This is a genomic window from Amycolatopsis sp. GA6-003 (assembly GCF_046267895.1).
Taxonomy (GTDB): Bacteria; Actinomycetota; Actinomycetes; order Mycobacteriales; family Pseudonocardiaceae; genus Amycolatopsis.
The window spans coordinates 8,998,607-9,024,453 of sequence record NZ_CP176499.1 but is presented as its reverse complement, the minus strand read 5'-3'; the positions used below and the strand labels follow the sequence as shown (position 1 = coordinate 9,024,453).

General features: G+C 68.0%; 19 protein-coding genes, 1 tRNA gene and 1 pseudogene. 11 read left to right on the top strand and 10 right to left on the bottom strand.

The window, feature by feature from the left end; all coding sequences use genetic code 11:
* Window positions 1-340 precede the first annotated feature (340 nt).
* Entirely contained in the window at window positions 341-3,079 is a 2,739-nt protein-coding gene (polA, locus tag F9C12_RS40830; RefSeq protein WP_409464022.1) for a DNA polymerase I, read from the bottom strand.
* Between the two features lie 63 nt (window positions 3,080-3,142).
* On the opposite strand from polA, the gene F9C12_RS40825 reads away from it, so the two are divergent.
* The gene (locus F9C12_RS40825; protein ID WP_409179659.1) at window positions 3,143-3,586 is read left to right on the top strand and encodes a PaaI family thioesterase; all 444 of its coding nucleotides are present in this window, start codon (window positions 3,143-3,145) and stop codon (window positions 3,584-3,586) included.
* Window positions 3,587-3,946: 360 nt separating this feature from the next.
* Here the strand turns inward: F9C12_RS40825 and F9C12_RS40820 are convergent, their stop codons facing one another.
* The 6 genes from F9C12_RS40820 to F9C12_RS40795 all read right to left on the bottom strand — a co-directional run bounded on the left by F9C12_RS40820 (window position 3,947) and on the right by F9C12_RS40795 (window position 10,242).
* Window positions 3,947-4,660 carry an ABC transporter ATP-binding protein gene (locus tag F9C12_RS40820; protein ID WP_409179658.1) on the bottom strand — a complete coding sequence of 238 codons (714 nt, stop codon included), beginning with the start codon at window positions 4,658-4,660 and terminating at the stop codon, window positions 3,947-3,949.
* Complete coding sequence (locus F9C12_RS40815; RefSeq protein ID WP_409179657.1) at window positions 4,647-5,576, bottom strand: ABC transporter ATP-binding protein; 930 nt, start codon at window positions 5,574-5,576, stop codon at window positions 4,647-4,649. The genes F9C12_RS40820 and F9C12_RS40815 overlap by 14 nt, the downstream gene beginning before the upstream one ends.
* Window positions 5,573-6,718 carry a branched-chain amino acid ABC transporter permease gene (locus F9C12_RS40810; RefSeq protein ID WP_409179656.1) on the bottom strand — a complete coding sequence of 382 codons (1,146 nt, stop codon included), beginning with the start codon at window positions 6,716-6,718 and terminating at the stop codon, window positions 5,573-5,575. The genes F9C12_RS40815 and F9C12_RS40810 overlap by 4 nt, the downstream gene beginning before the upstream one ends.
* Window positions 6,715-7,722 (bottom strand): branched-chain amino acid ABC transporter permease, encoded by a 1,008-nt coding sequence (locus F9C12_RS40805; RefSeq protein ID WP_409467150.1) that lies wholly within the window; start codon window positions 7,720-7,722, stop codon window positions 6,715-6,717. Before F9C12_RS40805 ends, F9C12_RS40810 begins: the two co-directional genes overlap by 4 nt.
* Window positions 7,723-7,818: 96 nt before the next feature.
* Window positions 7,819-8,994: a branched-chain amino acid ABC transporter substrate-binding protein gene (locus F9C12_RS40800; RefSeq protein WP_409186963.1), complete on the bottom strand. Its 1,176-nt coding sequence runs from the start codon at window positions 8,992-8,994 to the stop codon at window positions 7,819-7,821.
* Between the two features lie 633 nt (window positions 8,995-9,627).
* Window positions 9,628-10,242 (bottom strand): ANTAR domain-containing response regulator, encoded by a 615-nt coding sequence (locus tag F9C12_RS40795; RefSeq protein WP_009079762.1) that lies wholly within the window; start codon window positions 10,240-10,242, stop codon window positions 9,628-9,630.
* 196 nt (window positions 10,243-10,438) lie between these two features.
* Between F9C12_RS40795 and F9C12_RS40790 the strand changes: the two genes are divergently transcribed.
* Window positions 10,439-10,512, top strand: a tRNA-Leu gene (locus F9C12_RS40790).
* Window positions 10,513-10,674: 162 nt separating this feature from the next.
* Here the strand turns inward: F9C12_RS40790 and F9C12_RS40785 are convergent.
* Complete coding sequence (locus F9C12_RS40785) at window positions 10,675-11,400, bottom strand: hypothetical protein (protein ID WP_409464021.1); 726 nt, start codon at window positions 11,398-11,400, stop codon at window positions 10,675-10,677.
* A gap of 403 nt (window positions 11,401-11,803) precedes the next feature.
* Here F9C12_RS40785 and F9C12_RS40780 point away from each other — a divergent pair, with 403 nt between their 5' ends.
* The gene (locus F9C12_RS40780; RefSeq protein WP_409464020.1) at window positions 11,804-15,790 is read left to right on the top strand and encodes a hypothetical protein; all 3,987 of its coding nucleotides are present in this window, start codon (window positions 11,804-11,806) and stop codon (window positions 15,788-15,790) included.
* 705 nt (window positions 15,791-16,495) lie between these two features.
* Here F9C12_RS40780 and F9C12_RS40775 read toward each other — a convergent pair.
* Window positions 16,496-17,365 carry a helix-turn-helix domain-containing protein gene (locus F9C12_RS40775; RefSeq protein WP_409464019.1) on the bottom strand — a complete coding sequence of 290 codons (870 nt, stop codon included), beginning with the start codon at window positions 17,363-17,365 and terminating at the stop codon, window positions 16,496-16,498.
* Between the two features lie 159 nt (window positions 17,366-17,524).
* Here F9C12_RS40775 and F9C12_RS40770 point away from each other — a divergent pair, with 159 nt between their 5' ends.
* The 3 genes from F9C12_RS40770 to F9C12_RS40760 all read left to right on the top strand — a co-directional run bounded on the left by F9C12_RS40770 (window position 17,525) and on the right by F9C12_RS40760 (window position 20,500).
* A complete protein-coding gene (locus F9C12_RS40770) occupies window positions 17,525-18,424 on the top strand; it encodes an alpha/beta hydrolase (protein WP_409179652.1) in 900 nt (299 codons plus the stop codon).
* Window positions 18,425-18,502: 78 nt separating this feature from the next.
* Entirely contained in the window at window positions 18,503-19,144 is a 642-nt protein-coding gene (locus F9C12_RS40765) for a GntR family transcriptional regulator (RefSeq protein WP_409464018.1), read from the top strand.
* Window positions 19,145-20,059: 915 nt separating this feature from the next.
* Window positions 20,060-20,500 (top strand): hypothetical protein, encoded by a 441-nt coding sequence (locus F9C12_RS40760; protein WP_409464017.1) that lies wholly within the window; start codon window positions 20,060-20,062, stop codon window positions 20,498-20,500.
* A 168-nt stretch (window positions 20,501-20,668) separates the two neighbouring features.
* Here the strand turns inward: F9C12_RS40760 and F9C12_RS40755 are convergent, their stop codons facing one another.
* Window positions 20,669-21,676, bottom strand: a complete 1,008-nt coding sequence (locus tag F9C12_RS40755; protein WP_409464016.1) for a fatty acid desaturase family protein — start codon at window positions 21,674-21,676, stop codon at window positions 20,669-20,671.
* Window positions 21,677-22,256: 580 nt separating this feature from the next.
* Here F9C12_RS40755 and F9C12_RS40750 point away from each other — a divergent pair.
* The 5 genes and pseudogenes from F9C12_RS40750 to F9C12_RS40730 all read left to right on the top strand — a co-directional run bounded on the left by F9C12_RS40750 (window position 22,257) and on the right by F9C12_RS40730 (window position 25,837).
* Window positions 22,257-22,460, top strand: coding sequence for a cold-shock protein (locus F9C12_RS40750; RefSeq protein WP_409464015.1), 204 nt, complete (start codon window positions 22,257-22,259; stop codon window positions 22,458-22,460).
* 109 nt (window positions 22,461-22,569) lie between these two features.
* Window positions 22,570-23,127: a DUF6292 family protein gene (locus F9C12_RS40745; RefSeq protein ID WP_409464014.1), complete on the top strand. Its 558-nt coding sequence runs from the start codon at window positions 22,570-22,572 to the stop codon at window positions 23,125-23,127.
* 1,030 nt (window positions 23,128-24,157) lie between these two features.
* A complete protein-coding gene (locus F9C12_RS40740; RefSeq protein WP_409464013.1) occupies window positions 24,158-24,562 on the top strand; it encodes a hypothetical protein in 405 nt (134 codons plus the stop codon).
* A gap of 945 nt (window positions 24,563-25,507) precedes the next feature.
* Window positions 25,508-25,579, top strand: a pseudogene (locus tag F9C12_RS40735) (hypothetical protein); the annotation flags it as partial.
* Window positions 25,580-25,675: 96 nt separating this feature from the next.
* Window positions 25,676-25,837, top strand: coding sequence for a DUF6307 family protein (locus F9C12_RS40730; protein ID WP_409467149.1), 162 nt, complete (start codon window positions 25,676-25,678; stop codon window positions 25,835-25,837).
* The last annotated feature ends 10 nt before the right edge of the window (window positions 25,838-25,847 follow it).

The window sequence follows — 25,847 nt, the reverse complement described above, 5'->3', positions numbered from 1 at the left end:
GACTGTGCGGCCGAAACCGGACCCGGTCACGAGTTCACGCTCCCCCAGCCGCACTTACTGCCGACTTCGTTGCCCAAGCGACAATTCCCGCCCCGAGACCCACTGCCACCGTGCGCAGCGGCACCCGGACTCGCGAGCGCGCAGCCGAAACCGGACCCGGTCACGCATTCACGCTCCCCCAGCCGCACTTACTGCCGACTTCGTTGCCCAAGCGGCAACTCCCGCCCCGAGACCCACTACCGCCATGCACAGCAGCACCCCGGACTCGCGACCGCGCGGCCGAAACCGGACCCGCGCTGGAGCGCCCGGGGCCGGTCGGCGGACCCGGGCGCGGCTCAGCTCAGTGCGCGGCCTCGTTCCACGACCGCCCGTAGCCGACCGAAACCTCCAGCGGCACCGCCAGTTCCGCGGCCGAGCCCATGCCCTCGCGGACCAGTTTCTCGACGTCCGCCCGCTCGCCGTCGGCGATTTCGAGGACCAGTTCGTCGTGGACCTGCAGCAGCACGCGGCTGCGCGCGCCCGCTTCGGCGAGGGCGCGGTGCACGTTCAGCATCGCCACCTTGATGATGTCCGCCGCGCTGCCCTGGATCGGGGCGTTCAGCGCCATCCGCTCGGCCATTTCGCGGCGCTGGCGGTTGTCGCTGTTCAAGTCCGGCAGGTAGCGGCGGCGGCCGAAGATCGTTTCGGTGTACCCGCACTTCGCGGCCTCTCCGACGACCGACTGCAGGTAGTCGCGCACCCCGCCGAACCGCGAGAAGTACGCCTCCATCTGCTCCTTCGCGTCTTCCGTGGAGATCTTCAGCTGCTGCGACAGGCCGTACGCCGACAAGCCGTACGCGAGCCCGTACGACATCGCCTTGACGCGGTAGCGCTGTTCCGGCGTGATTTCCGCGGCGGGCACGGAGAACGCGCGCGACGCGACGAACGTGTGCAGGTCCTCGCCGCTGTTGAAGGCTTCGATGAGGCCCTCGTCCTTCGACAGGTGCGCCATGATCCGCATTTCGATCTGGCTGTAGTCCGCGGTCATCAGCTCGGCGTAGCCGTCGCCGACCACGAACGCGTCGCGGATGCGCCTGCCTTCCTCGGTGCGCACCGGGATGTTCTGCAGGTTCGGCTCGATCGACGACAGCCGTCCGGTGGCCGCGATCGTCTGCTGCAGCGTGGTGTGGATGCGCCCGTCGTCGGCGACCGATTTGATCAGGCCCTCGACCGTGGTGCGCAGCCGCGTCGCGTCGCGGTGTTCCAGCAGGTGCTGCAGGAACGGGTGCTCGGTCTTCTCGAACAGCGACTGCAGCGCGTCCGCGTCGGTGGTGTAGCCGGTCTTGGTGCGCTTGGTCTTCGGCATGCCCAGCTCGTCGAACAGCACCACCTGCAGCTGCTTCGGCGAACCGAGGTTGATCTGCTTGCCGATCACCTCGTACGCCGATTCCGCGGCCTGCGTGACCCGGCTGAGGTAGTGCGCCTCCAGCTCGGTGAGCTGGTCGGTGTCGACCGCGATGCCCGCCGCCTCGAGTTCGGTGATCACTTCCAGCAGCGGCAGTTCCAGTTCGGCGAGCAGCTTCGCGCCGCCGAGTTCCTCCAGCTCGGCGCCGAGCGCGCCGGCCAGCTCGAAGACCGCGCGCGCCTTCACCAGTTCGGCGGAAATTTCCTTCTGCTCCAGCTCGTCCGCGCCGCCGTCGAGCAGCGACAGCTGACCGTCGCCGTCGCCGGCTTCCGAACGCAGCTCCCGGTGCAGGTAGCGCAGGGCCAGGTCGTCGAGCCCGAACGTGCGCTGGCCCGGCCGCGCGAGGTACGCGGCGAGCGCGGTGTCCATGCTCAGCCCCGCGAACGTCCAGCCGCGGGCGCGCACCGCGTGCAGCGGCACCTTCAGGTCGTGGCCGATCTTGCGGATCTCCGGGTCCGCCAGCCAGGCCGACAGCGCCCGGTCGTCCGCCTCGTCCATCGCGGTGACGTCGACGTACGCGCCCTCGCCGTCGGCCGTGGCGAAGGCGACCGCCTTCAGGTCGGAGCGGACCGACGAGCCGGTGGTGCGGAACGACAGCGCGACCGGCTGCGCCGCGCCGGCGTGCGCTTCGAGCCACGCGCCGAGCGCGCCCGGCGCGAGCGCGGAGCCGGACACCTCGAAGCCCTCGTCGGCCTCCGGTTCGGCGCTGCTCAGGGTCTCGAAAAGCCGGTCGCGCAGGACGCGGAACTCCAGCTCGTCGAAGAGCCGGTGCACCGCCTCGCGGTTCCACGGGCGCAGCTCGAGCTGGTCGGGAGCCGATTCCAGCGGCACGTCCCGGACCAGCTCGGTGAGCTGCCGGTTGAGCTGGACCGACGACAGGTTCGCCCGCAGCGCCTCGCCGACCTTGCCCTTGACCTCGTCGACCCGGTCGATCAGGTCGGCCAGCGTGCCGAACTGCCGGATCCACTTGGCCGCGGTCTTCTCCCCCACGCCGGGGATGCCGGGCAGGTTGTCCGACGGGTCGCCGCGCAGCGCCGCGAAGTCCGGATACTGGGCCGGGGTGAGGCCGTATTTCTCCTCGACCGCGTCCGGCGTGAACCGCACGAGGTCGGAGACGCCCCGCTTCGGGTACAAAACGGTCACCCGTTCGTTGACCAGCTGCAACGCGTCGCGGTCGCCGGTGCAGATGAGGACGTCGTAGCCGTCGCCCGCCTGGGTGGTGAGCGTGGCGATGACGTCGTCGGCCTCGTAGTTCTCCTTCGTCAGCGAAGGGATGCCGAGCACGTCGAGCACCTCTTTGACCAGGTCGACCTGGCCGCGGAACTCGTCCGGCGTGGTGCTGCGGTTGGCCTTGTAGTCGGCGTACGTCTCCGACCGGAAGGTCTTGCGCGACAGGTCGAAGGCGACCGCGAGATGCGTCGGCTTCTCGTCGCGCAGCAGGTTGATGAGCATCGAGGTGAAGCCGAAGACCGCGTTGGTGACCTGCCCGGTCTTCGTGCGGAAATTCTCCGCGGGCAGGGCGAAGAAGGCGCGGTAGGCCATCGAATGGCCGTCGATCAGCAGCAGCCGCGGGCGGTCGTGCGCGACTGCGGCGCCTGTGGCGTTGGCAACGGTTCGGTTCTCGGTCGGGCTCACGGGGGCGAGTCTAGGGTGAGGGTCTGACACTCTTGCGTGTCGCATACGGTTGAGGAGCAGAGAGTGACCGAGCAGACGGCGGAAATCACGCCGGGCCAGTTCGGGGGCGTGGACCCCGCGGCCGCAGGACAGCAGCTGAACGACAAGATCGGGCTGAAGCTGATCGAGCTGACCCCCGAACGGGTCGTCGGCACGATCCCGGTCGAAGGCAACCTCCAGCCCTACGGCCTCCTGCACGGCGGCGCGAACGCCACGGTCGCCGAAGCACTGGGCTCGGTGCTGGCCGCGCTCAACGCGGGCCCCGAACGCGCCGCGATGGGCCTCGAACTGTCCTGCACCCACCACCGCGCAGTCCGCTCCGGCACCGTCACCGGCGTGGCGACCCCACTGCACGTCGGCCGCAGCACCATCACGTCGGAAATCGTGCTCACCGACGACGAAGGCCGCCGCACCTGCACCGCCAGGCTCACCTGCGTAGTGCGGGACCGCCCGCCAGGTCGTATTTGATTGCCTCGGCTCCGCCGAGGCGCCGAGATCGCCTTCAAGCCGGTCTCTTCCCGCTCGGTTCACCCGGCCCGGGGGGCCGTGCGAACCGAGCGGGAAGAGACCGGCGCGATCTCGGGTCTTGGGTCGAGTTGAGTTCTAGGGCATTGGCCCACCGATCAGCCGCAGCCGGTGCGGCCAGTCCGTTAAGGCACCCACACCTCCCCGCCCCCGATACGAAGCCGAAAACACGGCGCGGGGGTGCTTGTCAAGGCATCTTTCCCGCCTTGACAAGCACCCCCGCGCCGTAGTCACACTGAAAAATCGGGGTGCCACGCAACCACGGAAAACGGCGATGTCGCCGCCAGGCGACGAGCCGAAGACTCACCCCACCCCGAGATAAGCCTCCTTGATACTGGTATCGGCCAACAGCTCTTTCCCGGTGCCAGTCTTGGTAATCCGCCCAGTCTCCAGCACATAAGCCCGGTGCGCCCGAGACAACGCCTGCTGCGCATTCTGCTCGACCAGCAGCACGGTCGTCCCCTGCCGGTTGATCTCGGTGATAATCCGGAAAATCTGCTGAATGAACTGCGGCGCCAACCCCATCGAAGGCTCGTCGAGCAACAGCAGCCGAGGCTTGGCCATCAACGCCCGCCCGATGGCGAGCATCTGCTGCTCGCCCCCGGACATCGTCCCGCCGACCTGGCTTTTGCGCTCAGCCAGTCGCGGGAACAGCTCGAACACCCGATCGAAATCCGGCTTCAGGTTCTTCCGGTCCTTGCGCGCGTAAGCGCCCATGTCCAGATTTTCCATCACCGTCATCCCGGGGAAAATCCCCCGCCCCTCCGGCGCCTGGGAAATCCCGCGCACCACGCGCAAATCCCCGCGCAGCCGGGAAATGTCCTCGCCGTCGAAGCGAATAGCGCCTCCGGAAATCGGCCGGATGCCGGAAATCGCCCGCATCGTGGTCGACTTGCCGGCGCCGTTCGCCCCGATGAGGGTGACGATCTCGCCCTCGTCGACCGTGATGGACAGCCCGGACACGGCCTGGATCCGCCCGTAGTGGACGGAAACGTCAGCAAGCTCAAGCAACGTCATCGTCGGGAACTCCCAGGTAAGCGGCGATCACGGCGGGGTTCTCCCGGATCTCGCCGGGTTGCCCGTCGGCGATCTTCTTGCCGAACTCGAGCACCACGATCCGGTCGGTGACGCCCATGACGAGCTTCATGTCGTGTTCGATCAGCAGGACGGTGTAGCCGTCGTCGCGGATCGTCCGGATCAGCCCCATGAGCTCTTCCTTCTCCGCCGGGTTGAACCCGGCGGCGGGCTCGTCGAGGCACAGCAGCTTCGGCTCGGTGGCGAGCGCCCGCGCGATCTCCAGCCGCCGCTGATAGCCGTAGGGCAGGTTCTTCGCGCGGTCCGCGGCCCGGTCGGCGATGCCGACGAACTCCAGCAGCGCCATGGCTTTCTCGATCGCCTGCTTCTCCTCGCGGTGGTGGCGAGGGACCCGCAGGAGCGCGCCGAGCAGGCTGGTCTTGTGCCGGGCGTCGGTGCCGACGACCACGTTCTCCAGCGCGGTCATCTCGGAGAACAGCCGGATGTTCTGGAACGTCCGGGCGATGCCGAGCTGGGTGATCCCGTGCCGCGACGTCTTGCCGAGCGGCTTGCCCTCGAGCAGCACCTGCCCCGACGACGGCCGGTAGACGCCGGTCATCGCGTTGAAGCAGGTGGTCTTGCCCGCGCCGTTCGGCCCGATCAGGCCGAGGATCTCGCCGCGGCGGATCTCGAAGGACACCGAATCGAGCGCCACCAGGCCGCCGAAGCGGACGGTGACGTCGTCGACCTTGAGCAGCGTCTGCCCGACCTCGGCCCGGATCTCCCGGTCCGGCGCGACGACCTCGGCGACCTCGGCCTCGTGCTCGGCGAGCTGTTCGGCGGTCATGTTCGCGACCTCGGCCACGAGGCCGCCCTCGGCCGGGACCTCGGGCCCGTTTCCGTTGCCAGGGACCGTCATGCCCTCTCCCCCGGGTTGTCGGTGGCCAGCGAACCGTCGCTGCTGACCTGCTCGCCCTTGCCGAGCAGCCGCTGGTACGCCTGCCTGCCGTAGGCGAGCAGCCGCTGCCGCGCGCCGAGCAGGCCCTGCGGGCGAAAGATCATCAGGATGATCAGCGCCAGGCCGAAGATCAGGTACTTGTACTCCGCGATCGCCTGGAACCGCAGCGGCACGTACGCCACCACGATCGCGCCCAGCAGCACGCCGACCTTGTTGCCCGCGCCGCCGAGGATCACCGCGGCCAGGAACAGCATCGACGTGACCACGTCGAACTTCTGGTTGTTCACGAAGCCCAGCTGTCCCGCGTACAGCGCGCCGGAAAGCCCGCCGACCGCGGCGCCGCCGACGAACGCCCAGATCTTGAACTTGAACGTCGGCACGCCCATGATCTCGGCCGCGTCCTCGTCGTCGCGGATCGCGACCCACGCGCGGCCGACGCGGCTGCGCTCGAGGTTCCCGACCACGAACAGGATCACGATGATGACCGTGACGCAGAGCCAATACCAGGGAGTGCCGTTGGTGTTGGTGAACAACGGGGTTCCGTCGGCGTTCGTGCCCGGCGGATGCCCGACGCCCTGGAAACCGCGGTTGCCGCGCAACGGTTCGATGTTGTCCGCCAGCAGGCGGACGATCTCGCCGAAGCCGAGCGTCACGATCGCCAGATAGTCGCCGCGCAAGCGCAGCGTCGGCGTCCCGAGGATCACGCCGAAGATCATCGTGACCACCATGGCGATCGGCAGCACGACGAGGAACGGCAGCTTCGACAGCGACGAGTCCGGGCTCGTGAACAGCGCCATCACGTAGGCGCCGATCGCGAAGAACCCGACGTAGCCGAGGTCGAGCAGGCCGGCCTGGCCGACGACGATGTTGAGGCCGATGGCGACCAGCGCGTAGCGGGCCACCTCGAACATCGCGATCGGGAAGTCGTACCCGGGCTGGGTGGTGATCAGCGGCGGGTTCAGCACCGGCAGCAGGTAGACCAGCGCCACCAGCGGGATGAGCACGCCCCACTGCTGGACCCGGGACAGGTTGTTCCACCAGTCCGACACCGGACGGCGGCGCGCCTTCGCCGGAGCGGCGGGCGGCGTCGAAGTCGTCGTCATACCCGTGCCTTTCCGAGCGATTCGCCGAGAATGCCGGTCGGGCGGACCATCAGGATCAGCACCAGCAGGACGAACGCGACGACGTCGCGCCACTGTCCGCCGAACAGCGACTGCCCGTAGTTCTCCACGACGCCGAGCAGCAGGCCGCCGAGCAGCGCGCCGCGCAGGTTGCCGATGCCGCCGAGCACCGCGGCGGTGAACGCCTTGATGCCGAGGATGAATCCGCCCTGGTACCAGGCGCCCTGCGGGATCTTCATCATGTAGAACAGCGCCGCCGCGCCGGCCAGCAGGCCGCCGATGAGGAACGTCAGCGTGATGACGCGTTCCTTGTTGACGCCCATCAGCGTCGCGGTGTCCGGGTCCTGCGCCACCGCGCGGATGCCGCGGCCGAACTTGGTGCGGTTGACGAACAGGTCGACGCCGATCATCAGCAGGATCGCGGCCACCACGGTGATGATGGTGACGATCGTGACGCTGCCGCCGAAGAGGGTGAACACCTCGTCGTTGCGCAGCAGCCGGATGCTGTTCTCCGGGTTGCCGCCGCGCCAGATGAAGATGATCTGCTGCAGCACGAACGACGCGCCGATGGCGGTGATCAGGAAGACCAGCCGGGGCGCTTTGCGTTTCCGCAGCGGCCGGTAGGCCACGCGTTCCAGCACGACCGCGGTGCCGCCGGAGACCGCCATCGCCGCGATCAGCGCGATCAGCAGGAAGCCGATCAGCTCGAAAATCGGCAGGCTCGGCGTCGCGCCGGGCCGGAAACCCAAGCCGTAGAAGGTGAACCACACGCCGTAGGCGCCGTAGATGAACACCTCGGAGTGGGCGAAGTTGATGAGTTTGAGCACGCCGTAGACGAGGGTGTAGCCCAGCGCCACGAGCGCGTAGATGCTGCCGTAGGACAAACCGTCGATCGTGTTGTCCCAGAACTGGTTCAGGAACGAATCCACGTCGAAGTGGATCCAGCCTCCGCCGTCGGCAAGGACGAGGGAGCCGAGGTGGGTCATCGACACACTAGTTCTCCATGTGGGTCCGGGGTGCGGGCCCGGCGGGATCTGGCCGCCCGGCCCGCACCCCGGTATCTGGAACCGGCTGAGCGGGAGCTACTTGATCTCGGTGTTGCGGACGATCTTTCCGTTGTCCACCTTGTAGGTCCACACCGCGGCGACGGGGAGCTCGCCCTTGTCGTCCCACTTGAAGTGCTTCGTGATGCCCTGGCCGTCGTAGTTCTTGACGAAGTCCAGCAGGCCCGCGCGGTCCTTCTTGCCCGCGTCGATGCCCCTCAGCAGGATCGTCGCGATGTCGTAGGCCTCCGGCGAGTAGGTGCCGGGCTCGCTGCCGGTCGCCGCCTTGTACGCGTCGGTGAACTTGGTGAACTGGTCCGCCGGGACGCACGGGCAGGTGAAGTACGCGCCGGCCGCGGCGTCGCCCGCGCCCTTCACGAACTGGTCGTCCTTCACGCCGTCCGGGCCGACGAACTTCGCCTTGACCTGAGCGTCGTTCAGCTGCTGCGCGAACGGAGCGGCTTCCTGGTAGTAGCCGGCGTAGAAGACCGCGTCCGGCTTCTCGCCCTTGATCTTGTTGACCACGGCGGAGAAGTCGGTCTGGCCGGTCTTGACCTGGTCGGTGCAGGACGCCTTGTCGCCGAGCGCCTTGACGGTCGCCTCGGACAGGCCGTTGCCGTACTGCGAGTCGTCCTTGACCACGCAGACCTTGTTCGCCTTGAGGTCGCCGGTGATGAACTTCGCGGCGGCCGGGCCCTGGGTGTTGTCGTTGCCCAGCCCGCGGAAGAAGGTCTTCCAGCCGTTCGTGGACAGGCTCGGGTCGGTCGCCGACGGCGTGACCGAAACGAGGCCGGCGCTGTTGAAGATGTTGCCCGCGGCCTTCGACTCGCCGGAGAACGGCAGGCCGATGACGCCGAGGATGGCCGGGGTGTTGACGATCTGGGTCACGATGCCCGGAGCCTTGTCCGGCGTGCCCTCGGTGTCGAACTGCTCCAGCTTGACCTGGCAGCCCGGGTTGGCCTTGTTGTGCTGGTCGACCGCCAGCTTCGCGCCCTTCAGGATGTTCTGGCCGAGGGCGGCGTTCTTGCCGTTGATCGTGCCGGCGTAGGCGATCGAGGTCGGCGCGCACTGCGCCTTGCCGTCTCCCGCCGGGTCCGCCGCGTTCGCCGCCGCCGACGGGGCCGCGGCCTGCGGCGCGCCGCTGTCGCCACCCGAGTCACCGCCGGTCCGCGCCGAGCAGGCGCCCAGGGAGATGACTCCCGCCGCGGCCAGCACGATGACCTTAGTGAGTCGTGCTCTCTGCACTCGTTCCTCCAAATGCCACCCGCCACGCTCCCGGGGGAACGGCGGGTCCCTGCGTGGGACTTCGACTGGGCGCTGAACGTAGCCGCCGGGTGAGGTGTTGCACAGAGTCACAGCGAGTCTTGTATCCACATCGTGACGGTCGTCACGAGAATTAACGGACGATTTACACTCGATCGTCTTATTGCAACGACCGAGTGAATGACTCTTCGTGTTCGTGTGCCCCTCGAACGGACCTTGACCTGACGTCCGATCGATGGGGGCAGTGTAGGAACTTCCCCTCCGTCATCGTGACCGACACCACGATCCCCCGGCCTCCAAGGTAGCAACCTTGCCCTTTCGCGCAGGGCGGATCAACCCGCACGGGTGGGTCGCCGATCGGTGCGGCGGAAGGGTTTTCGCTGGCCAGCGGCCAGATTTCGGCGCGGCCGGGCGGCGCGGGACGGAAGCGGCGAAACGGGCGGAGGTCCCAGTGGGCGGGAGCGCGTTCCGAGGCCGGGCGGTGACTCTCCGGAACGTTTTCCGGCGTCGCCGGCCCGCCGGAAAACGAAAAAGCGGGCGCGACCCCCTGGCCGCGCCCGCTTCCCCGGGTTTTTCGCCGGTCGCTCAGCCGATGCTTTCCACGACCGCCTCGGCGACGGCTTTCATCGTGGTGCGCCGGTCCATCGCGGTGCGCTGGATCCAGCGGAACGCGTCCGGTTCGGTGAGGCCCTGGCGGCTCATCAGCAGGCCCTTCGCCCGGTCGATGACCTTGCGGGTCTCGAGCCGGTCGGTGAGCCCGGCGACCTCGGCCTCGAGGGCCTGCAGCTCGGAGAACCGGCTGACGGCCAGCTCGATCGCGGGCACGAGGTCGCGTTTGGCGAACGGTTTCACCAGGTACGCCATGGTGCCCGCGTCGCGGGCCCGTTCGACGAGGTCGCGCTGGCTGAACGCGGTGAGAATGACGACCGGCGCGATCCGGTCGCCGGTGATCCGCGCGGCCGCCTCGATGCCGTCGAGCTTCGGCATCTTGACGTCGAGGATCACGAGGTCCGGCTTGAGGTCGGTGGCCAGGGCGATGGCCTCCTCGCCGTCGCCGGCCTCGCCGACGACCTCGTAGCCCTCCTCGCGCAGCATTTCCACCAGGTCGAGCCGGATGAGCGCCTCGTCTTCCGCGACGAGCACCCGTCGCTGCGGCACGCCGGCGGCGGCGCCGTTCGACTCGGCAGCCTGTTCGGTCACCGGTGTCCTCCTGAAGGCTCGGCGGGACGTCTTCGACACGCGGTCACCCGCGAGAGCCCAGCGTACCGGGACCGATCCAGATCCCACGATGGCCTTCACCACGAAGTGGCGGGCGACACCCAGCCCCGGCCCCAAGTCGATCACCGGACCCGGTCGCCGGAGGAGAGGGCGGGTCCCGTAGAGTTTCCGGCACTGCGCCCCCGTAGCCCAACTGGCAGAGGCAACGGATTCAAAACCCGTCCAGTGTGAGTTCGAATCTCACCGGGGGCACCGTCGAGAACCCCACCAGACGCGGCCAAGCCGGTCCGGTTCGTCCCTTCAGTTATCCCCTCCGCCGCACTCGCGATCGCGGGCAGCTCGTCTGCTGGAAGGGTGATCGCCAGTTTCGCATGGTTTCCGCCTTCGTGGACCTGGATCGCCAGCTGGACCGCCTCAAAGAGTGCTCCGGACAGATCCGCGGGGACCTTCGCGAAGTCGGCCACCAGCCGGGGCAATGCGTCGAGAAGACTGATGTCCTCCGTCGTCGGGCGCTTCGGCGCGGCGGCTTCCGCCTCGCGCAGCGCGTCGAACTCGGCAACGAGCTGCGGAGGCGATGACACCGACATTCAGGTCGACCTCGGTGGAACTCGCGGCGAGGCGCGCGTTCTTGTGCTGGATCTCCTCCTGCGCGGAATGCACATCGGCCGGGACACCGGCGCTGTCGGCTCCGTGCTCTTCGTCTTGCCCCATCAGATCGCGGGTGCGGCGGCGATCGGCGGCACGGGCTTCCTCGTGGGTTTTCACGGTGGTCCGCAGCGCGTAGTCGATACCGAATCCGAGATCGGCCAACCGGGCGAGGATTTCGTGACCGGGAAAGGGGAACGCGCGCGGCATTTCCGCGAGGATGAGATAGGCCTCGCAGCTCGCGAGGAGACCGTCGTCGGACGGGGTCAGGCATTTGACGAACCGCAGGTTCAGGGCCGCGAGCGGGGCGAGCAGCCCGGACGGCGGAGCCAGCACGTGGGAGAGGAATCCACGGAGCCAGCCCAGCGGAGTGCGGGCCTCGATCCGCGCACGGCGCACCAACACCGCCGACAACGGCACGCACCACCGGGTCGCGCCCAGCCAGTCCAGTAACGGCAGCTTCCACGCCACGACCGGCGATACCAGGAACACCACACCCTGCGTCAGCGTGCAGGACTCGCCAGGGAAAAGCCACCGTCCCAGCCTGGCATCCGCCAAGCATCCGCGGATACCGCCGCGGCCGCGTATAAGAGCGACCGACCAGCGTGTCGGTGCGGGGTTTCGGCGCGGGCACGGCTAGCGGGTGCCCCAGGAGCCGAACATCCCTGACACCGCGTCCAGGTTCAACAGGACGTTCCCGCAAATCGAGTGTTCTCAGGCACAGGCACGGTTCAGTAACGCGAACGGCACGACTGTCACCGCGATGCAATACCGTGACACAGCCGGTCGACATCTTCGAGGTACGACGGAGATCGTTCATGAGCATCTCGCCGAGTGCGGAGCGAACTGGCCATGGACAACCAAGCAGAGGGATTCTGACGAGACCGTGGAGGGGATAGTGCCTGCCAGTTTGCCGGCGGGGTTGGATCGCTACGTTCGGCCGTCTTCCGAGGGAGTCGAGGGCATCCTCGACGAAGACGGTTTCCTCGAAGTGCCGAGCACGAATATCGCCTGGTGGTACGGCGGCCCACAACCCATCCCCGTGGCGGAGCTGACCGGATCGGGTAGTTTCGTCCTGCTCGCGCCGGGCGGTGCGGGGAAGACGACCGTGCTCGAAGCCCTGAGGACCTGCGAGCCTACGGCGACGGTTGTTGACCTCAGCCTGTACGACAAGAGCGGCATGCACCGCGAACTGGCTGCCGCGATCGACATCGGGCAACCTGTCTATCTTGACGGGCTGGATGTCGCCGCTCGTGAAGTGCCAGGTGCGCTCCGCATCCTGCAGTCTCACCTGGTGAAACCCGAATCTCGCGGGATTCCTTGGCGGCTGGCCTGCCGCCCCGCAGCCTGGGACGCCCACCTGTCTCAAGCGCTATCCGACGCTCTGCCCGACTTTCAAAAGTTCGTCCTCTTGCCCCTGACCCGGGCCGCCGCAGCAGCACTGTGCGAGCGGATTGACGCACCCGAGGACTTCATCAACGCCGTCACCGACGCGAAGCTCGGCCGGCTTGCAGGATCGGCGCTGCGATTCCAGGCCGCGGCAGAGCAGTGGCGGGACAGCCGCACTTTGCCCGACAGTCCGTTAGCTGCGATCTCATACGAAGTTGAGCGTCTGCTCACCGACGCTGCCCCGACAGCTAACCCGACCCTCCCGCTTGATCGGATGCTCCGGATTGCTATGCGCATGGCTGCGATGGTCGTCTTCGGCGGCATCAACCGCTACGCCCGGACAAGTGAACCAGCTGCGCCGGGGCGTCGCGACGTGGCGACGCTTCCGTCCGCCCCCGAACCGGACGAGCCTGGCGTCATAGTCGGACCCGAGGCGTACGCCGAAGTACTCGACACAGCTCTCTTCGACGCCGCGCCCGGCAGCTCAGTAGCGTTCCGCCATCAGCAGTATGCGGAGTACCTCGCTGCGCGGTACGTGACTCAGCGCTCAAACGTCACTCACCGACAGGTCAGAGACTTGCTTCGGGCTGGAGCAGACGGACAGGTCCCCGGCGTTCTCGGCGGTGTCCTGGCTTGGCTCCTCGCCCTTCGGCCCGAACTGGCGAATGATCTTGTGCCTGCGAACGCGTATTTGCTGGCTCAAGCCGGGGTGGAACTGCAGTCGGACGAAATCCGCAGCTTGATCACTTCAGCCCTGCTCGAAACCGCACGCTCCGGAGACACCCAGCCAGAGTGGGGATACGACCTGCCTTGGCTGGGGCACCCGATGCTTGAAGCCGCCCTCAGCCAGCACCTCAACGACGGCCTGACCGACGCTGGGCACCTATGGTGGGTAGCCCGGCTGGCCGAAGCGACAGGTTGCAAGGGCGTTGTGGACCAACTTCTCGCGGAGGCGCTGGAAGAAAGCTGGCCAGACTGGGCACGCCGAGCAGCAGTAGCCGCCGTAGCGACCTCGGGCGACCTCGCTGCTGTCAACAGCCTGTCTCCGCTGCTGAGCCTTGACGCAGCGCGCGACCCGAATGACGAGTTGCGGGCCGCGGCGATCGAGGCGATGTATCCGCGCGTGTTAAGCACCACAAACGTGCTGGAAGCATTAAAGCCGCGGAATAATCGGTCTCTGGTCGGCGCTTACGTTATGCTTCTGAGCCGTTTGCCCGGTCAGTTCGCGGTTGGTGACCTGCCTGAGGTTCTCGAATGGGCGTCTCAGCTGCCGGGACCCGGCGATGCCGCCTGGGGGCAGTTCCCGGAGCGGCTTGTCGAGGTCGCATGGCGCAACCGGCAGGCGGAGAATACCATGCCGGCCCTGGCTCGTTTTGTCGCGCATCTGATCGCTCCGTCGCCCTGGAGCTCCTGGACCTTTCACCGGAAACCGCCTTGGGAATCCGCGCCACGCGAAGAACGACGGCAGCTTCTGGTTTTCACGGCCCAGCATATGGATGCGATTAGTGCACATGACCTCGTCACATCCCATCTCGTCACCGACGATGACGCAGACTATTTGCTCGCCGACCTCATAAACCTCCCCACCGCTAGCTGGCCAGCGCTCGTTGAAATCCTTGGCCATCTCCTCTTCGAGCCAAGCCGCAGCCAGGCTGACGCTGTCCTCACGATGCAGGAGGATCATCCGGCCTTTGCGGCGACCGCATACTTTCGCGAGCCAGTGGAACTTGATTCGCCGATCGCTCAGCAAAGTAGGCGTTCTCGCGAGCGCGCGGTGCATCGGGAACGCCAGGCTGCCGAACGGATCCTTCATCAACGAGCCAGACTGGCCAAGGCGCTCGATGCCGCCAGCGCCGACGTCAACGAGTGGTGGACCATTCCTCTCGCGTTGGCCGGCCAGCGCCACGGCGATCTATTCACTCATGACCTCACGCACCGGGCTGGGTGGAAACTCCTCGACGATGTTGAGCGCGAGGTTGTGTTCAAACTTGGCTTGCGCTATCTCGAACAACACAAGCCGAGTACCTCTTCCGAGCACCTGCAGCAAATCAATGATCTCGACGTCATGGCCGACTGGTCTGGCGTGTTTTTCCTTACCACGCTCACTGCGCACCGACCGGAAGTCATTCAACAACTCGGCATCGACGTGTGGCAACGATGGGCAACGCCCATCGTCACAGCATGGAACGTTGACCACGAAAACGGAAGCAGGAAACTCCGCGAGCAACTCCTTGAGCTCGCACCAGCGACAGCACGCACATTTCTCGCCGAGGCTGCCCTTGCAGCTTTGCCAGCCGACTCTGAGCATTTGCCCCAATATGACACGTACCGGAATCTCATGCCAGAGCTAAGCTCGGATTTAATTCCGCGCCTAGTTCGAGGCGACTACTCGGGGAACCTGACCGAGAGTCTCGTGGACCTTCTTGTGAGAGAAGTTCCGGTTGCGGCATCCGAGCTCTGCCTGCACCTCTGGAACACCGGTCAGGCAGAATTTGCAGACACAGCCCTGCGCGGCCTTGCCGTCCTCGAATCCGAACTCGTTATCAACCTATACAATAACGGCGAACTCCCTGCGGATCAACTAACGAAAGCATCTCCCTGCCTCAAAATAACTACGTTGAGCAATCCCAGCCTCAGCCTGCTTGCTGAAGTCCTCCTCGATCTGCACCCGCCGCACAGGGATCCTCCTTGGGACAGTCACCCGCACTCGGATCGAAGCATAGAAAGAGCACGAGGCAGCGTGCTCGACGAGCTTGTTGCGCGCGGCCTCAGCGATGTTCTTGAAAATCTCCAAAAGGGCCGGCATGAGACTGATCGATCGATTCTCGCCAGCTACCTTCGCCGGGCGCGCGTTCGCGCCATGGACTTGACCTTCCGGCCGATCGAGCCAGCCGAACTGCTGCAGCTCCTTGGCCGCGCAGACGCACGTCTGGTACGCAACGACCAGGACCTGCAGTCCGTGGTAATTGAGGCCCTTGGCGACCTCCAGCGCATGATCGATCGCGAATCCTACCGCGACTTGTGGAACCTGGGAGACGTCGCGACTCCGAAGTCCGAAGACGACATCTCCGACTGGATTCGACGCAACCTCGAGCAACGCCTCGGCGGTGGCGCGGTCGTGGCTCGCGAACCCCAGGTGCGTCGCCCCAGAGACAAGGGAATCGGCACCCGCATCGACCTCACAGTGTTCGCGTCAACAGCAACCCAGCCCCGTAACCAAGCCACCGTGATAGCCGAGGCCAAACTCGTCAACCACAGAGAACTGTTCACTGCTATGCGCGAACAACTCGTTGAGCGCTATCTCAACCCGACCGGCCTGCGCCATGGCATCTACCTGGTGTACTGGGTCGATCCCTCGCAACGTCCGCCACATTGGCGACGTGGCCGCCTCGATTTGGAAGAGCTTGCCCGAGAGCTAGCGGAGCAAGCGCATGACCTCGGACCGGGTTTTACGATCGTCCCCGTTGTCCTCGATATAAGTCGTCCAGTCTCGTGAGGCGGTGCGCTGGTCGCGTCGGATCGGTCAACGATTCTCTCCGACTTGCACGCGCAAACACGCCCGATCCGATCATCACACCCGCTCGGGCAACTGCCGGTCACCGAAGACAACCAAGCACAGCAGACGGGCTCGTCGGCCAGCCGCATCGTAATTCCTCGCAGCAATCCACTCGCCAGGTTCCAGTACCTCGTCACCGTTGTGAGCTTGGGCAGCGAGAAGCTCCAGTTGCGCGGCTGATGCTGCGGCCTTTCGCCCCTGCGAGAGCAATACAGTCGTTGCCGTGTTCTCGGTGCCTGTTGCTTGATCTGCCTACGGCCGCTCTGCCCGGCTTGCCGTGGCTGAGTACATGTATCCGGCAATGTGGTCACGAACGAGTCTGACTTTCGCTCGCACCTCACAACGTTCGCGCTCGACCAACTCCGGCGGCTATAGATCACGTTTCCATTGACGGAGTCAACCGCCACTACTAGCGACAACGGCCTGACATCCGGCCCCATCTCACGAGGCAAGGTTGCTCTCGTTCACCCCGGATCTCCACGATGAGGGGCATCCTTCCGCAGGCCTACGCCTCTGATCTCGCAGCCGCGCCGAGCGATGGTGATGCCCCTCGACTCGTTGTCGCCTTGTCAAGGGTTGATGCCGCGGTGTGTCCAGATCTTCGTTTCGCCTCTTGACTTCTGTGGACCGGGAACACTGTCCCGGTCAGCCATTCCGCTGTCCGGCCTTGCTCGCGACCGAATCCCGCAGCCGGGCCAGCCGTTCCGCCGATTCCGAATCCGGCTCCGCCGACCAGATCACCAGCTGCTGGTCGACGTTGCCTGCCTGCTGGAAGCTGTCCCAGTCCAGCGACATCTCCCCTACCTCGGGATGCGCGACCGTCTTCGTGCCGAAGTTCTGGTGTGCCACCCGGCGTTCGGCCCACCAGCGGCCGAAGTCCGGGCTGGTCAGGGAGAGATCCCCGACCAGCCGGGACAGGGCCGGGTCGGTCGGGTTGCCCGCGGCGTTCATGCGCAGCACCGCGACGCACGTGCGCGCGACCTGTTCCCACTCCGGGTACCGCGCCCGCATTTCCGGATTCGTGAAGACCAGCCGGACATAGTTGCGGTCCCGCTCGGGAATCTCGCTGAAATCGAGCAGCAGCGCGGCGGCGAGATCGTTCCACGCCAGGATGTCCAGGTACCGGCCGAATACCAGCGCGGGTACGCGGTCCAGCTGGCCCAGCAGCCGCTCCAGCTGGGGGCGGACCGCGCGCTTGCGCCGAGCCGGTGCGGGCTGGGTGCTCGTGCGGGCCAGCAGGGTGCGGACGTAATCGCGCTGTTCGTCGTCCAGCCGCAGGTTCCGCTCCAGCGCGTCCAGCACCGGTTCGGACGGGGCGAGGCGGCCCTGTTCGATCCGGGTGTAGTAGTCCGTGCTGATCGAGACCAGCTGTGCCACTTCTTCGCGGCGCAGTCCGGGCACCCGGCGGCGCTGCGCCGCCGGGACGTCGAGGCCGACCTCGTGCGGCTGCAGCTCAGCGCGGCGGTGCTGGAAGAACTGTCCCAGCTCGCGCAGTTCAGTCGGTGCGTCGGCCATGCGTTCCACCCTACGTCGGATGCCGCATTCTCTCCTGGGAAGGATCTTTCCCAGGATAAGCCTCTCTCTCCTGGGCGCACCCGCGCGAGACGAAAATGGAGGCAGAAGCCGGGCAGGACGGGAAGGTCCCGCCGAGGTCCCGGCGAAGGAGCAGACACCATGACGGTCCAGCAGACCGCGGTCCGGTTCCTCAGCGACGGCAAGGAACTGGCCGGTCTCGTCCACCTCCCGGACAACGCCTCGGGCAAGCTGCCCGCGATTGTGGTCGGGCACCCGACCACCGGCGTCAAGGAACAGGCACCCGCCAACTACGCGCCGAAGCTCGCCGAGGACGGCTACGTCGTTCTCACCTTCGACGCGGCATACCAAGGCGAAAGCGAAGGACTCCCCCGCGGCCTGGAAGACCCGGTGCAGCGCGCCGACGACTTCCGCAACGCCGTCACCTATCTGGCCACCCGCCCGGACGTCGACCCCGAACGGATCGGCATCATGGGCATCTGCGGTTCCGGCGCCTACGCGCCCTACGCCGCCCAGACCGACCACCGCGTCAAGGCGGTCGCCGGGGTCAGCGGCACCGACGTCACCAGCTTCTTCCGCGACGTCGACCCCGACGCGTGGAAGGCCCAGGTCGCCGCTTCCGGCAACGCCCGCACCGAAGAAGCCGAGGGAAAACCGGCTCGGACAGTCCCGGTGCTGCCGGACGCGGTGGACGAGTCCACGCCCCCGGCGATCGCGGAGTTTTTCGACTACTACAAGACTCCGCGAGCCCAGCACCCGAACTCGATCGGCGCGTACGTCCTGCGCAGCGCCGACCTGCTCGACCAGTTCGACGCGTTCGCCGGCGTCGCGAAGATCGCCCCGCGCCCGCTGCTGATGATCGCGGGAACGGAAGCGATCACCCGCGGCTTCAGCGAGAAGGCCGTCGCGGACGTCGGCGAGTCCGGCAAGCTCGTGCTGATCGAGGGTGCCACGCACGTCGATCTCTACGACCGCGACCCGTACGTCGCCCAGGCCATCGACGAGCTGAAAGCGTTCTTCGGGCAACACCTGAAGGTGTGAGCCGGTCCCGGCCGCGCACCCGGCCCACCGGTCGGGTGCGCGGCCGAGCCCTTCTCCCGAACCGGTGTTAAATATATAATGCGTCCCTACGCCTGTGAGCTGATCATGTCGGGCCAGGTCAAACCGGGCGAATTCCTGCGCACCGAGCCGATCGCCGAGGCCGTGGGCGTCAGCAACACCCCGGTCCGCGAAGGCCTGCTGTCGCTGAGCAGCGAAGGCTTCGTGGAACTGGTGCCGCGCCGCGGATTCGTCGTCGCCCCGGTCTCCCGCCAGGACATCCGCGACCTGTTCTGGGCCCAAGCCCAGTTCTCCGCCGAGCTCGCCGCCCGCGCAGCGAAGCGGATCACTCCCGACGAGATCGCCCGGCTGGAAGCCATCAACGACGACTTCGAAAAGGCCGCCAAAGCCGGCGACCCCGAAACCGTCACCCGGCTAGGCCACGACTTCCACCGCCAGATCAACCTGGCAGCCGACTCGCACCGGCTCACGATGCTGCTCAACTCGGTGGTCAAGCACCTGCCGAACCGTTTCTACGCCTCCATCGAGGAACACGTCACCGCCACCCGCAACGACCACGTGGAGCTGGTCCAAGCCCTGCGCGGCCGGCACGCCCGGAAGGCCCGGACGATCGCCGAAAGGCACATCCTCGAAGGCGCGAACAGCGTCATCAGGTCTCTCGAGGAACGCGGCCTGTGGGCGGACGAGGAAGCGACTGCCTGACCGCCGGGGCCCTCGGTACGCCCTCCGGTATCGCGAGCGGTGATTCGGCCACACGTCCGTCTCGGCAACGAAGCCGTCGGTGTGCTGGCTGCCTAGCCATGACCGGTCTTCCGCATGGCCGCTCGGCGGCAGCCGCCACTGAGCGGACCGACCGGCAGGCTTCTGGCCTTGGTCAGCGCCTCGGACTGCGATCGACACGGTTGCGCGTCGAAGCTGCTCAGGAGAGGAGCCGCAGGGCCTTTACGGCCTCGCGTCGGCGCGCCGCAACGGCGGGCCCGGCTTCGTCAGGTTCGGTGCCCGCAGGCTCTGGCAGTTCATCCAGCTGCCGTCTCGCATCCGAGAGACCGTGGTGGAGCTGGTCCAAGGTAGCCGCGTCACGGCGGCCGACACCCATCACCCGGTTAAGTTCGGCCTGGACCTCTGCAGGGTGACGACCGGTCAAACCGTGCCAGCCGGTTGCCCGCCCGGTGCGGTTCGGACCGTTGAGGCCCGGCGAACGGTGCCGCTGGGCCAGGCCGTTTCCCCTCTCCGGAGCCCTCTTCCAGGACGGCCGTGGCAGTCAGGTAGGTCCAGCAAGCCACCGGGTTAGGCGGTCAGCCGGTCGGTGCGCAGCCGGTTGCAGAATCCCTGGGGTGCCACTGTCCCGGGCAGCCGACATCCGCCGCGACGGCCGTCACGGGAACTCAACCGGGAAGGCTGTCTCGATCATCCCGTCGCGGACGACTACCCCATATGGCGTATTGGCGAGAAATCCGATCGCCGCGCGAATTGCCCTGCAGCGAGTCCCGCAATGCAGCACCGCCTGCCTGAAGGAGAGTGCGATCAACTACCGATCCTGTGACACTGGGCCGCAGAGCGCAGGGCCGCCCAGGCCGGAAACTGACCGGATCCCGCAGGAAGGGCATCGCATCCGCCATGGACATCCAGGCAGGCGCGCACCACCGTGTCACCGGGTTGCCCGCCACCGTGGACGAGGCCGTCGTGGCGCTCGGGCACCCGGTCGCACTCCCGACCGGCCCTCTGCAGGGTCCCCCGGGCATCGAGACGCGGTCCTCCCGCGAGGTCGGCGAACCAGGCTGGGCCGACGCGATCACGCTCCGCTTCCGGGGCCCTCTGCTGTGCGTCGTCACGCAGAAACGAGACCACTGCGCCGACTCGCTGGCCGCAACGGCGGCCATGACGATCGGCTCGTGCTGGCAGTCCGGCCCGGTCGAAGCCGAGGACGCGGAACACCTGCTGTGGCAGCTCATCCGCACCGAGCAGGCCGCGTCCCGCCGCGGCCGCGCCCACCACACCACCGTCGACGGCCGCGCGCACAGCGCAATCCGAGTCGAACACGCCGACCTCGCCGCCTGAGCCCTCGACCTCGGCGAGCTCCGCATCAGTCTCTCCGGGCCCGCCGACACCGTCGACGGCCGCGGTGTCGTCCTCTGGCTTCCCCAGCCCCCGGAAGGCCCACCGCCCCGCGGGCAGGGGAACCCTTGATCCACTCCGTTCGTCCGCGCGTGCGGCGCCAGCGGGAGGTCACCTCAGGCCGCGGTCGGCGGCTCGCAGCGGTGCGCCCAGCTGATGCAGATGGCCGAGGACCTGCCGGTAGGAATGCAGCAGACCGGTCTGGGCGTAAGGGATCCCGTGGCGGCGGCAGAATCCTTCGACGATCGGCTGGGCTCGGCGCAAGTGCGGGCGGGGCATGTTCGGGAAGAGGTGGTGCTCGATCTGGTAGTTCAGCCCGCCGAGCACGAAGTCGACGACCCGGCCGCCGCGGATGTTGCGCGAGGTCAGCACTTGCCGGTGCAGGAAATCGGCCGGGCGCCCGGTCATCGTGGGCATCCCCTTGTGGTTCGGCGCGAACGAACAGCCCATGTAGACGCCCCAGAGGGCTTGGTGCACCACGACGAACGCGGCCGCGAGACCGGGCGAGAGCACCAGGAACACCGCGGTGAGGTACCCCGCGGCGTGCGCGGTCAGCAGAATCCCTTCCACGCGGCGCATTTTCGTGTCGCCGCGCCACACCGCCCGGATTCCCGAGACGTGCAGGCTGAGTCCTTCGAGGGTGAGCAAAGGGAAGAAGAGGAGCGCCTGGTTCTTGGCCATCCAGCGGAGAAAACCCCGCTTCGCGCGGGCCTGCGGGCCGGTGAAGGCCAGCGCCGGGATGTCGAGGTCGGGGTCGTGCTCCTCGTGGTTGGGGTTGGCGTGGTGCCGGTTGTGCCCGTCGATCCACCACTGGTAGCTCATCCCGACCAGGCCGCCGTGCACGACGCCGACCGCGTCGTTGGGGCGGCGGGTCCGGAAGATCTGCTTGTGCCCGGCGTCGTGGCCGACGAACGCCAGCTGCGCGAACACCACGGCCAGGAGGGCCGCGATCAGCAGCTGCCACCACGTGTCGCCCAGGAACGCGAAGGCGACCCACGCTCCGGCGAGCACCGCGAGGTTCGCGGTGATCACTGCCGCGTAGTAGCCGTGGCGGCGGCGCAGCAGCCCGGCTTCCCGGATTTCGGCGAGCAGGGTGCCGTATGCCGCCGGAGCGTTCATCGGCGCGTCGTCGCAGGGGCTCCGGAGAACGAGGAGGAGAACCGGACGCCGCGGCTGCGGCGCTGATCGGCGGGGGAAAGCGTGCGTCCGGCGGCGTGCGAGACGGGATGGCTGAACAGGACCGGCGCGGCGGGGGCGCGAGCGCTGCGGGAACGTACGGGTATGCGCGACAAAGGAACTCCTGGGAAGGGGGCGGGCGAAAGCGGCCGGCGGCGCGCGCACCGGCAGGCGGTGGCGAGCGGGCCGTCATCGGGAAAGGGCTTGGGGTCGCAGGTCGGACAGCGTCGGCAAGGCTCCTCGTGACCCGGGGTCGAAAAGCGCGGCGCGAGCCTGCTGATCCCGACGCTACCCGCGTCGGCGGGCGGCTGCCGGACGGGGGGTCCGGCTTGACGTCGCGGCCGCCGGTGTGCTCCACTGCTCCCGGTTGAAGATTTTTGTGCTCGTTGTTCCCGACGCCGCAGAGGTTTTTGGCGAGCGTCGTCTCGGTGCCTTTCCGGCTTTCCTTGGTTTCGCGCTCGCAACCCGGCCGCCTCGCTCGAGGTCGCGCCGCATCGTTTCGACACGGCAAGGAAGTGCTCGGATGTCCGAAGGCACTGTGAAGTGGTTCAATTCCGAAAAGGGATTCGGTTTCATCGCCCCCGACGACGGAGGCAGCGACGTGTTCGTCCACTATTCGGAAATCGTCGGCGGCGGTTTCCGCAGCCTCGACGAGAACGCCCGCGTGCAGTTCGACGTCGGCCAGGGCAACCGCGGCCCGCAGGCCACGGCGGTGTCGGTCCTCTGACCACCGTCACGCCTGCCGGGCGTCCGCGCCGCCGCGGACGCCCGGCGGCGCCTGCCCGCCCGCCCGCGTCCCCGCCTCGTTCGGCTTTCCGGGGTGCGGGGTGCAGACCGTGACCGCGATCCCCGCAGGACCGGCCGCGCAGCCCGCCTCCGACCGTGCCCGGAATTCGCGCGAGCACGAGCGATGCCGCGTCCGCGCGGCGCGCACAGTCGCCCGGACGGCGCGCGATCCGCGCGGCGAACCTCTCTTGCTGTCCATTGTGGACCTCAAGCCCGCCGGTGCCGCGGCGCCGAGCCTGGACTCCGCCCTGGCGGGCTACCTCCGGCAGGTGGCCGAGGAGGTCGGCGTTCCCCTCGACGCGGTGACCCACGAAGTCACCGACACCGCCACCGCCTACCTCGGCCTCAGCTCCGGCACCGCCGAGCACCCGCGGCGCGACCTGATGCTCGTCTGGGACGAACGGCTCGGCTGGTCCGTCGCGATCGAGCCGCGCGGCGACGACCGCTCGCCCGTGCTCTGCCGTCTTCGTGGCCACGTCGCGCCCCCGGCCGGGACCGTCGCGCAGTTCGTCGCCGGAGTCCTCGGCGGCGATCGCGGCGGCCAGCTGAGCCCCGTGCCTCCTCAGCTCGACCGGGCGACCCTGGCGGCACACCTGAACGCGCTTTAGGTCGGCTCGCTGACGCGGACTCCCCGGCCCGCCGCGTGGTCCGGAGACTCGTGAGCGCATCCGGCGCACCGGGGAGGCGCGCGACCCGGGCCTTCGGTCATCCGCGGGCCGCGCGGGACCGGGGAGACGGCGCATGACCCGCGTCGTTTCCCCGGCCAGTTCTTCCCCGGCGACGCGGCCGCGGACACCGCCGGATCGTGTCGCCACCGCCGCCGGGCCGGAGTCGTAGCAGTCGCGTGGAGCGCGAAGGCAGCGGCGTTCCCGCGCTGCGCAAGCTCGCGGGCGGGGAGAGCTGACGGCTGGCGGGCACGACAGTTTTCTTCCTGGGCAGCGATGCCCGCCACCGACGCGGCCAGGACGAGGCTGGCTCGGCTGAGCTGCGGCTGGCGGGTCGGCAAGCACGCTCGCCGCCGCGTTCAGCCGGACGTTCGCGAGGACCGGACATCGGCATCCCGGCGGGGCCGCCGGAACCGGTTTCCCGCGCTGGACGGCGGTTTTCGTTCCTCCGCTGCCGCTGAAGGGTGTCGGCCTCACCGCGGGCGGCGACCTGAGGCGGCAGAAACCGGACTGCCGACCGGGATGACCGGCTCAGGCCGGAAGAAGCCCGCGCGGGACGTGCGACCCGCCTGTCGCTGGAGCCGACCGGTTCCGAGCGCGGGCACGTCGGCGGCTCGTGGCCGCGGTCAGCGGACGAAGCCGCGCGACTGCCTCGCCGCGGCGCTGGCCGAAGCGGTCGGATCACTCCGCCTGGAGGCCAGCCGCGCGCTCGGTCCGCGGCGAAGACCATCCGCTTACGCCGCAGGCAATCCGCCGCTTCTTGATCGCATCCCGGAGCTCGGGTGGCTTTGAGCGAGCGTTGCCGCGCCGTACCCGGATGGTGTACTGACATCGCGTCAGAGTGTCCCTAGGGTGAGTTCTGTAGAGGAGGGTCGCCTCAGGCCCCTGCGCGGAATTCCGCAGACGCGGTTCTGCTCCCGGCCCCGGCTTGCTGCCGTGAGAGGGAACTGGCCACAGTGAGCCGGAGGTTCTGATGCCGCCTGCCTTTTCCTTCGCGGCGGCCCGGAACCATCGTGGTCCGCTGTGCGGCTACTGCGGCGAGCACGCCGTGTCCGGGAGCCTCCAGACCGCTCTGGTGCGCGACTCCTCGGTCATCGACGTGGTGGAATTCGCCTTGCCCGGGCAGCGGATCGTCCACGCGTGCTGCGACGAGCACCTTGCCGTGCTGGTGCGCAAGGCCAAGCTCGAATGGGTCGACGAGCAGTGGTGGTTCGGGCTGCTGTGCCAGGCCAGCCAGGACTCGTCGCTGAGCCGCGCATCCCTGCGCCAGATCTCGCGACGGGTGCGGCTTTCGACGGAACAACTGGATGCGGCGCTGCGCTGGAACGCCGGGCGGGCCGACCCGGTCGCGCATTTGCCGGGCGGGCAATCCTGCTGAAACGGAATTCGATGCGGATCCAAGACCGCGCGTCCCCGGGCGCCGCACGCGACCCGGCCCCGAGCCCACGCCACGGTGGCGCGCAAGCACGTCGCCCCTGGCCGAACTCGGCTGTTCGGGTCCGCGTTCCGCGGATGCCGTGGCATCGCGTGCGTTGACCCGAGCGGCACGGGCAGCCGGGACCGCGGAACCGTCGTGCTTCACCAGCGATGCCCGCCCCGCGAAAGCGGAACCGCGGTATCCCCGGGCTCGGATACCAGCCAGTGGCCGGGCCGGGGTTGGCGGCACATGCTGATAGACGATTTCCTTCCGGCGCAAGGGTTTCCGCGCAGAGCACTGAGCGGGGCGGAGGCGATGCCGCGCCATCGGCGTTCCCGGTCCGGCACCCCCCGATGGACCGGGAACGGGTGCCCACCGGATGCTCCCGGCCGCCACTGGCGGTACGCGCTAGGTCCACTGCCGTCCTCTCCCCCGCGCGACGCGGCAGACGGGTTTCGGCGGGCGAGTCCGTGCCGCCGGAGATCCCCCGGCGGGAACGGCCCCGGGCAGCCACTCGATCGCCAGCCCGCTGTCCGGCAACGGCGTTCCCGCGCGCCGCCGAGATGCCGGGGGACGCCGAGTGCGTGACCGTGACCTGCCGGGATCCTGGTGCGTGTAGGGTCAGTGGCATCCGGGAGCATCCCGTGTGCGGGCACTCGAGCCCGCACCGTCCCCGGACTCCGCCTGGTTCTCGCGCGCCACGTGGTGACGACCGCGGCACGCCGGCCTTCTCGTCCCCGTCTCCGGCGGCTGCCGGGACTGGAGCGTCGTGGACGTACCGCACCGCATTCCGTCGCGGGTCCGCACTGTGCCCGTCCATTCCCCGGGCACCGTCGCCGGCGTGGTCCGCGCGGCCCCGAACGGCTCGGCGGCCGCCGGCCGACGAGGAGCCCGGCGGTGATCGCGATGCGCGCCGCCCGGACGCCGGACGCCGCCTGCCCCGTCTGTCCACATGAGAAGAACACGCACGACCCGATCGCGAACCGCTTCTGCGCGGCGACCGCGGCCGGCGCCCGGCGCCGCCGATGCGCCTGCGCCGCAGGAAGCCGCGAAACCAGGAAAGAGGAACAGCACATGACCGCCGAACCCGCCTTCGTCTCCCGCTACGACCAACGGGTCGCCCGGGTGCGGGACCTGCTCGAACAAGACACCGGCCTCACCGAGACCGCCTGCCAGGCCCTCGCCGTGCGGCTGCTGCGCCTCATCGACGAAGCGCCCGAAAAGCTGCGCCGGTAACGCTCGGAAA

Excerpts from the sequence above, each read along its gene's own strand:
- F9C12_RS40820 (WP_409179658.1), bottom strand. The coding sequence starts at position 4,660 with ATGACGTTGCTTGAGCTTGCTGACGTTTCCGTCCACTACGGGCGGATC.
- F9C12_RS40815 (WP_409179657.1), bottom strand. The coding sequence starts at position 5,576 with ATGACGGTCCCTGGCAACGGAAACGGGCCCGAGGTCCCGGCCGAGGGC.
- F9C12_RS40810 (WP_409179656.1), bottom strand. The coding sequence starts at position 6,718 with ATGACGACGACTTCGACGCCGCCCGCCGCTCCGGCGAAGGCGCGCCGC.
- F9C12_RS40805 (WP_409467150.1), bottom strand. The coding sequence starts at position 7,722 with ATGACCCACCTCGGCTCCCTCGTCCTTGCCGACGGCGGAGGCTGGATC.
- F9C12_RS40775 (WP_409464019.1), bottom strand. The coding sequence starts at position 17,365 with ATGGCCGACGCACCGACTGAACTGCGCGAGCTGGGACAGTTCTTCCAG.
- F9C12_RS40770 (WP_409179652.1), top strand. The coding sequence starts at position 17,525 with ATGACGGTCCAGCAGACCGCGGTCCGGTTCCTCAGCGACGGCAAGGAA.
- F9C12_RS40765 (WP_409464018.1), top strand. The coding sequence starts at position 18,503 with ATGCGTCCCTACGCCTGTGAGCTGATCATGTCGGGCCAGGTCAAACCG.
- F9C12_RS40760 (WP_409464017.1), top strand. The coding sequence starts at position 20,060 with ATGGACATCCAGGCAGGCGCGCACCACCGTGTCACCGGGTTGCCCGCC.
- F9C12_RS40755 (WP_409464016.1), bottom strand. The coding sequence starts at position 21,676 with ATGAACGCTCCGGCGGCATACGGCACCCTGCTCGCCGAAATCCGGGAA.
- F9C12_RS40750 (WP_409464015.1), top strand. The coding sequence starts at position 22,257 with ATGTCCGAAGGCACTGTGAAGTGGTTCAATTCCGAAAAGGGATTCGGT.
- F9C12_RS40740 (WP_409464013.1), top strand. The coding sequence starts at position 24,158 with ATGCCGCCTGCCTTTTCCTTCGCGGCGGCCCGGAACCATCGTGGTCCG.
- F9C12_RS40730 (WP_409467149.1), top strand. The coding sequence starts at position 25,676 with ATGACCGCCGAACCCGCCTTCGTCTCCCGCTACGACCAACGGGTCGCC.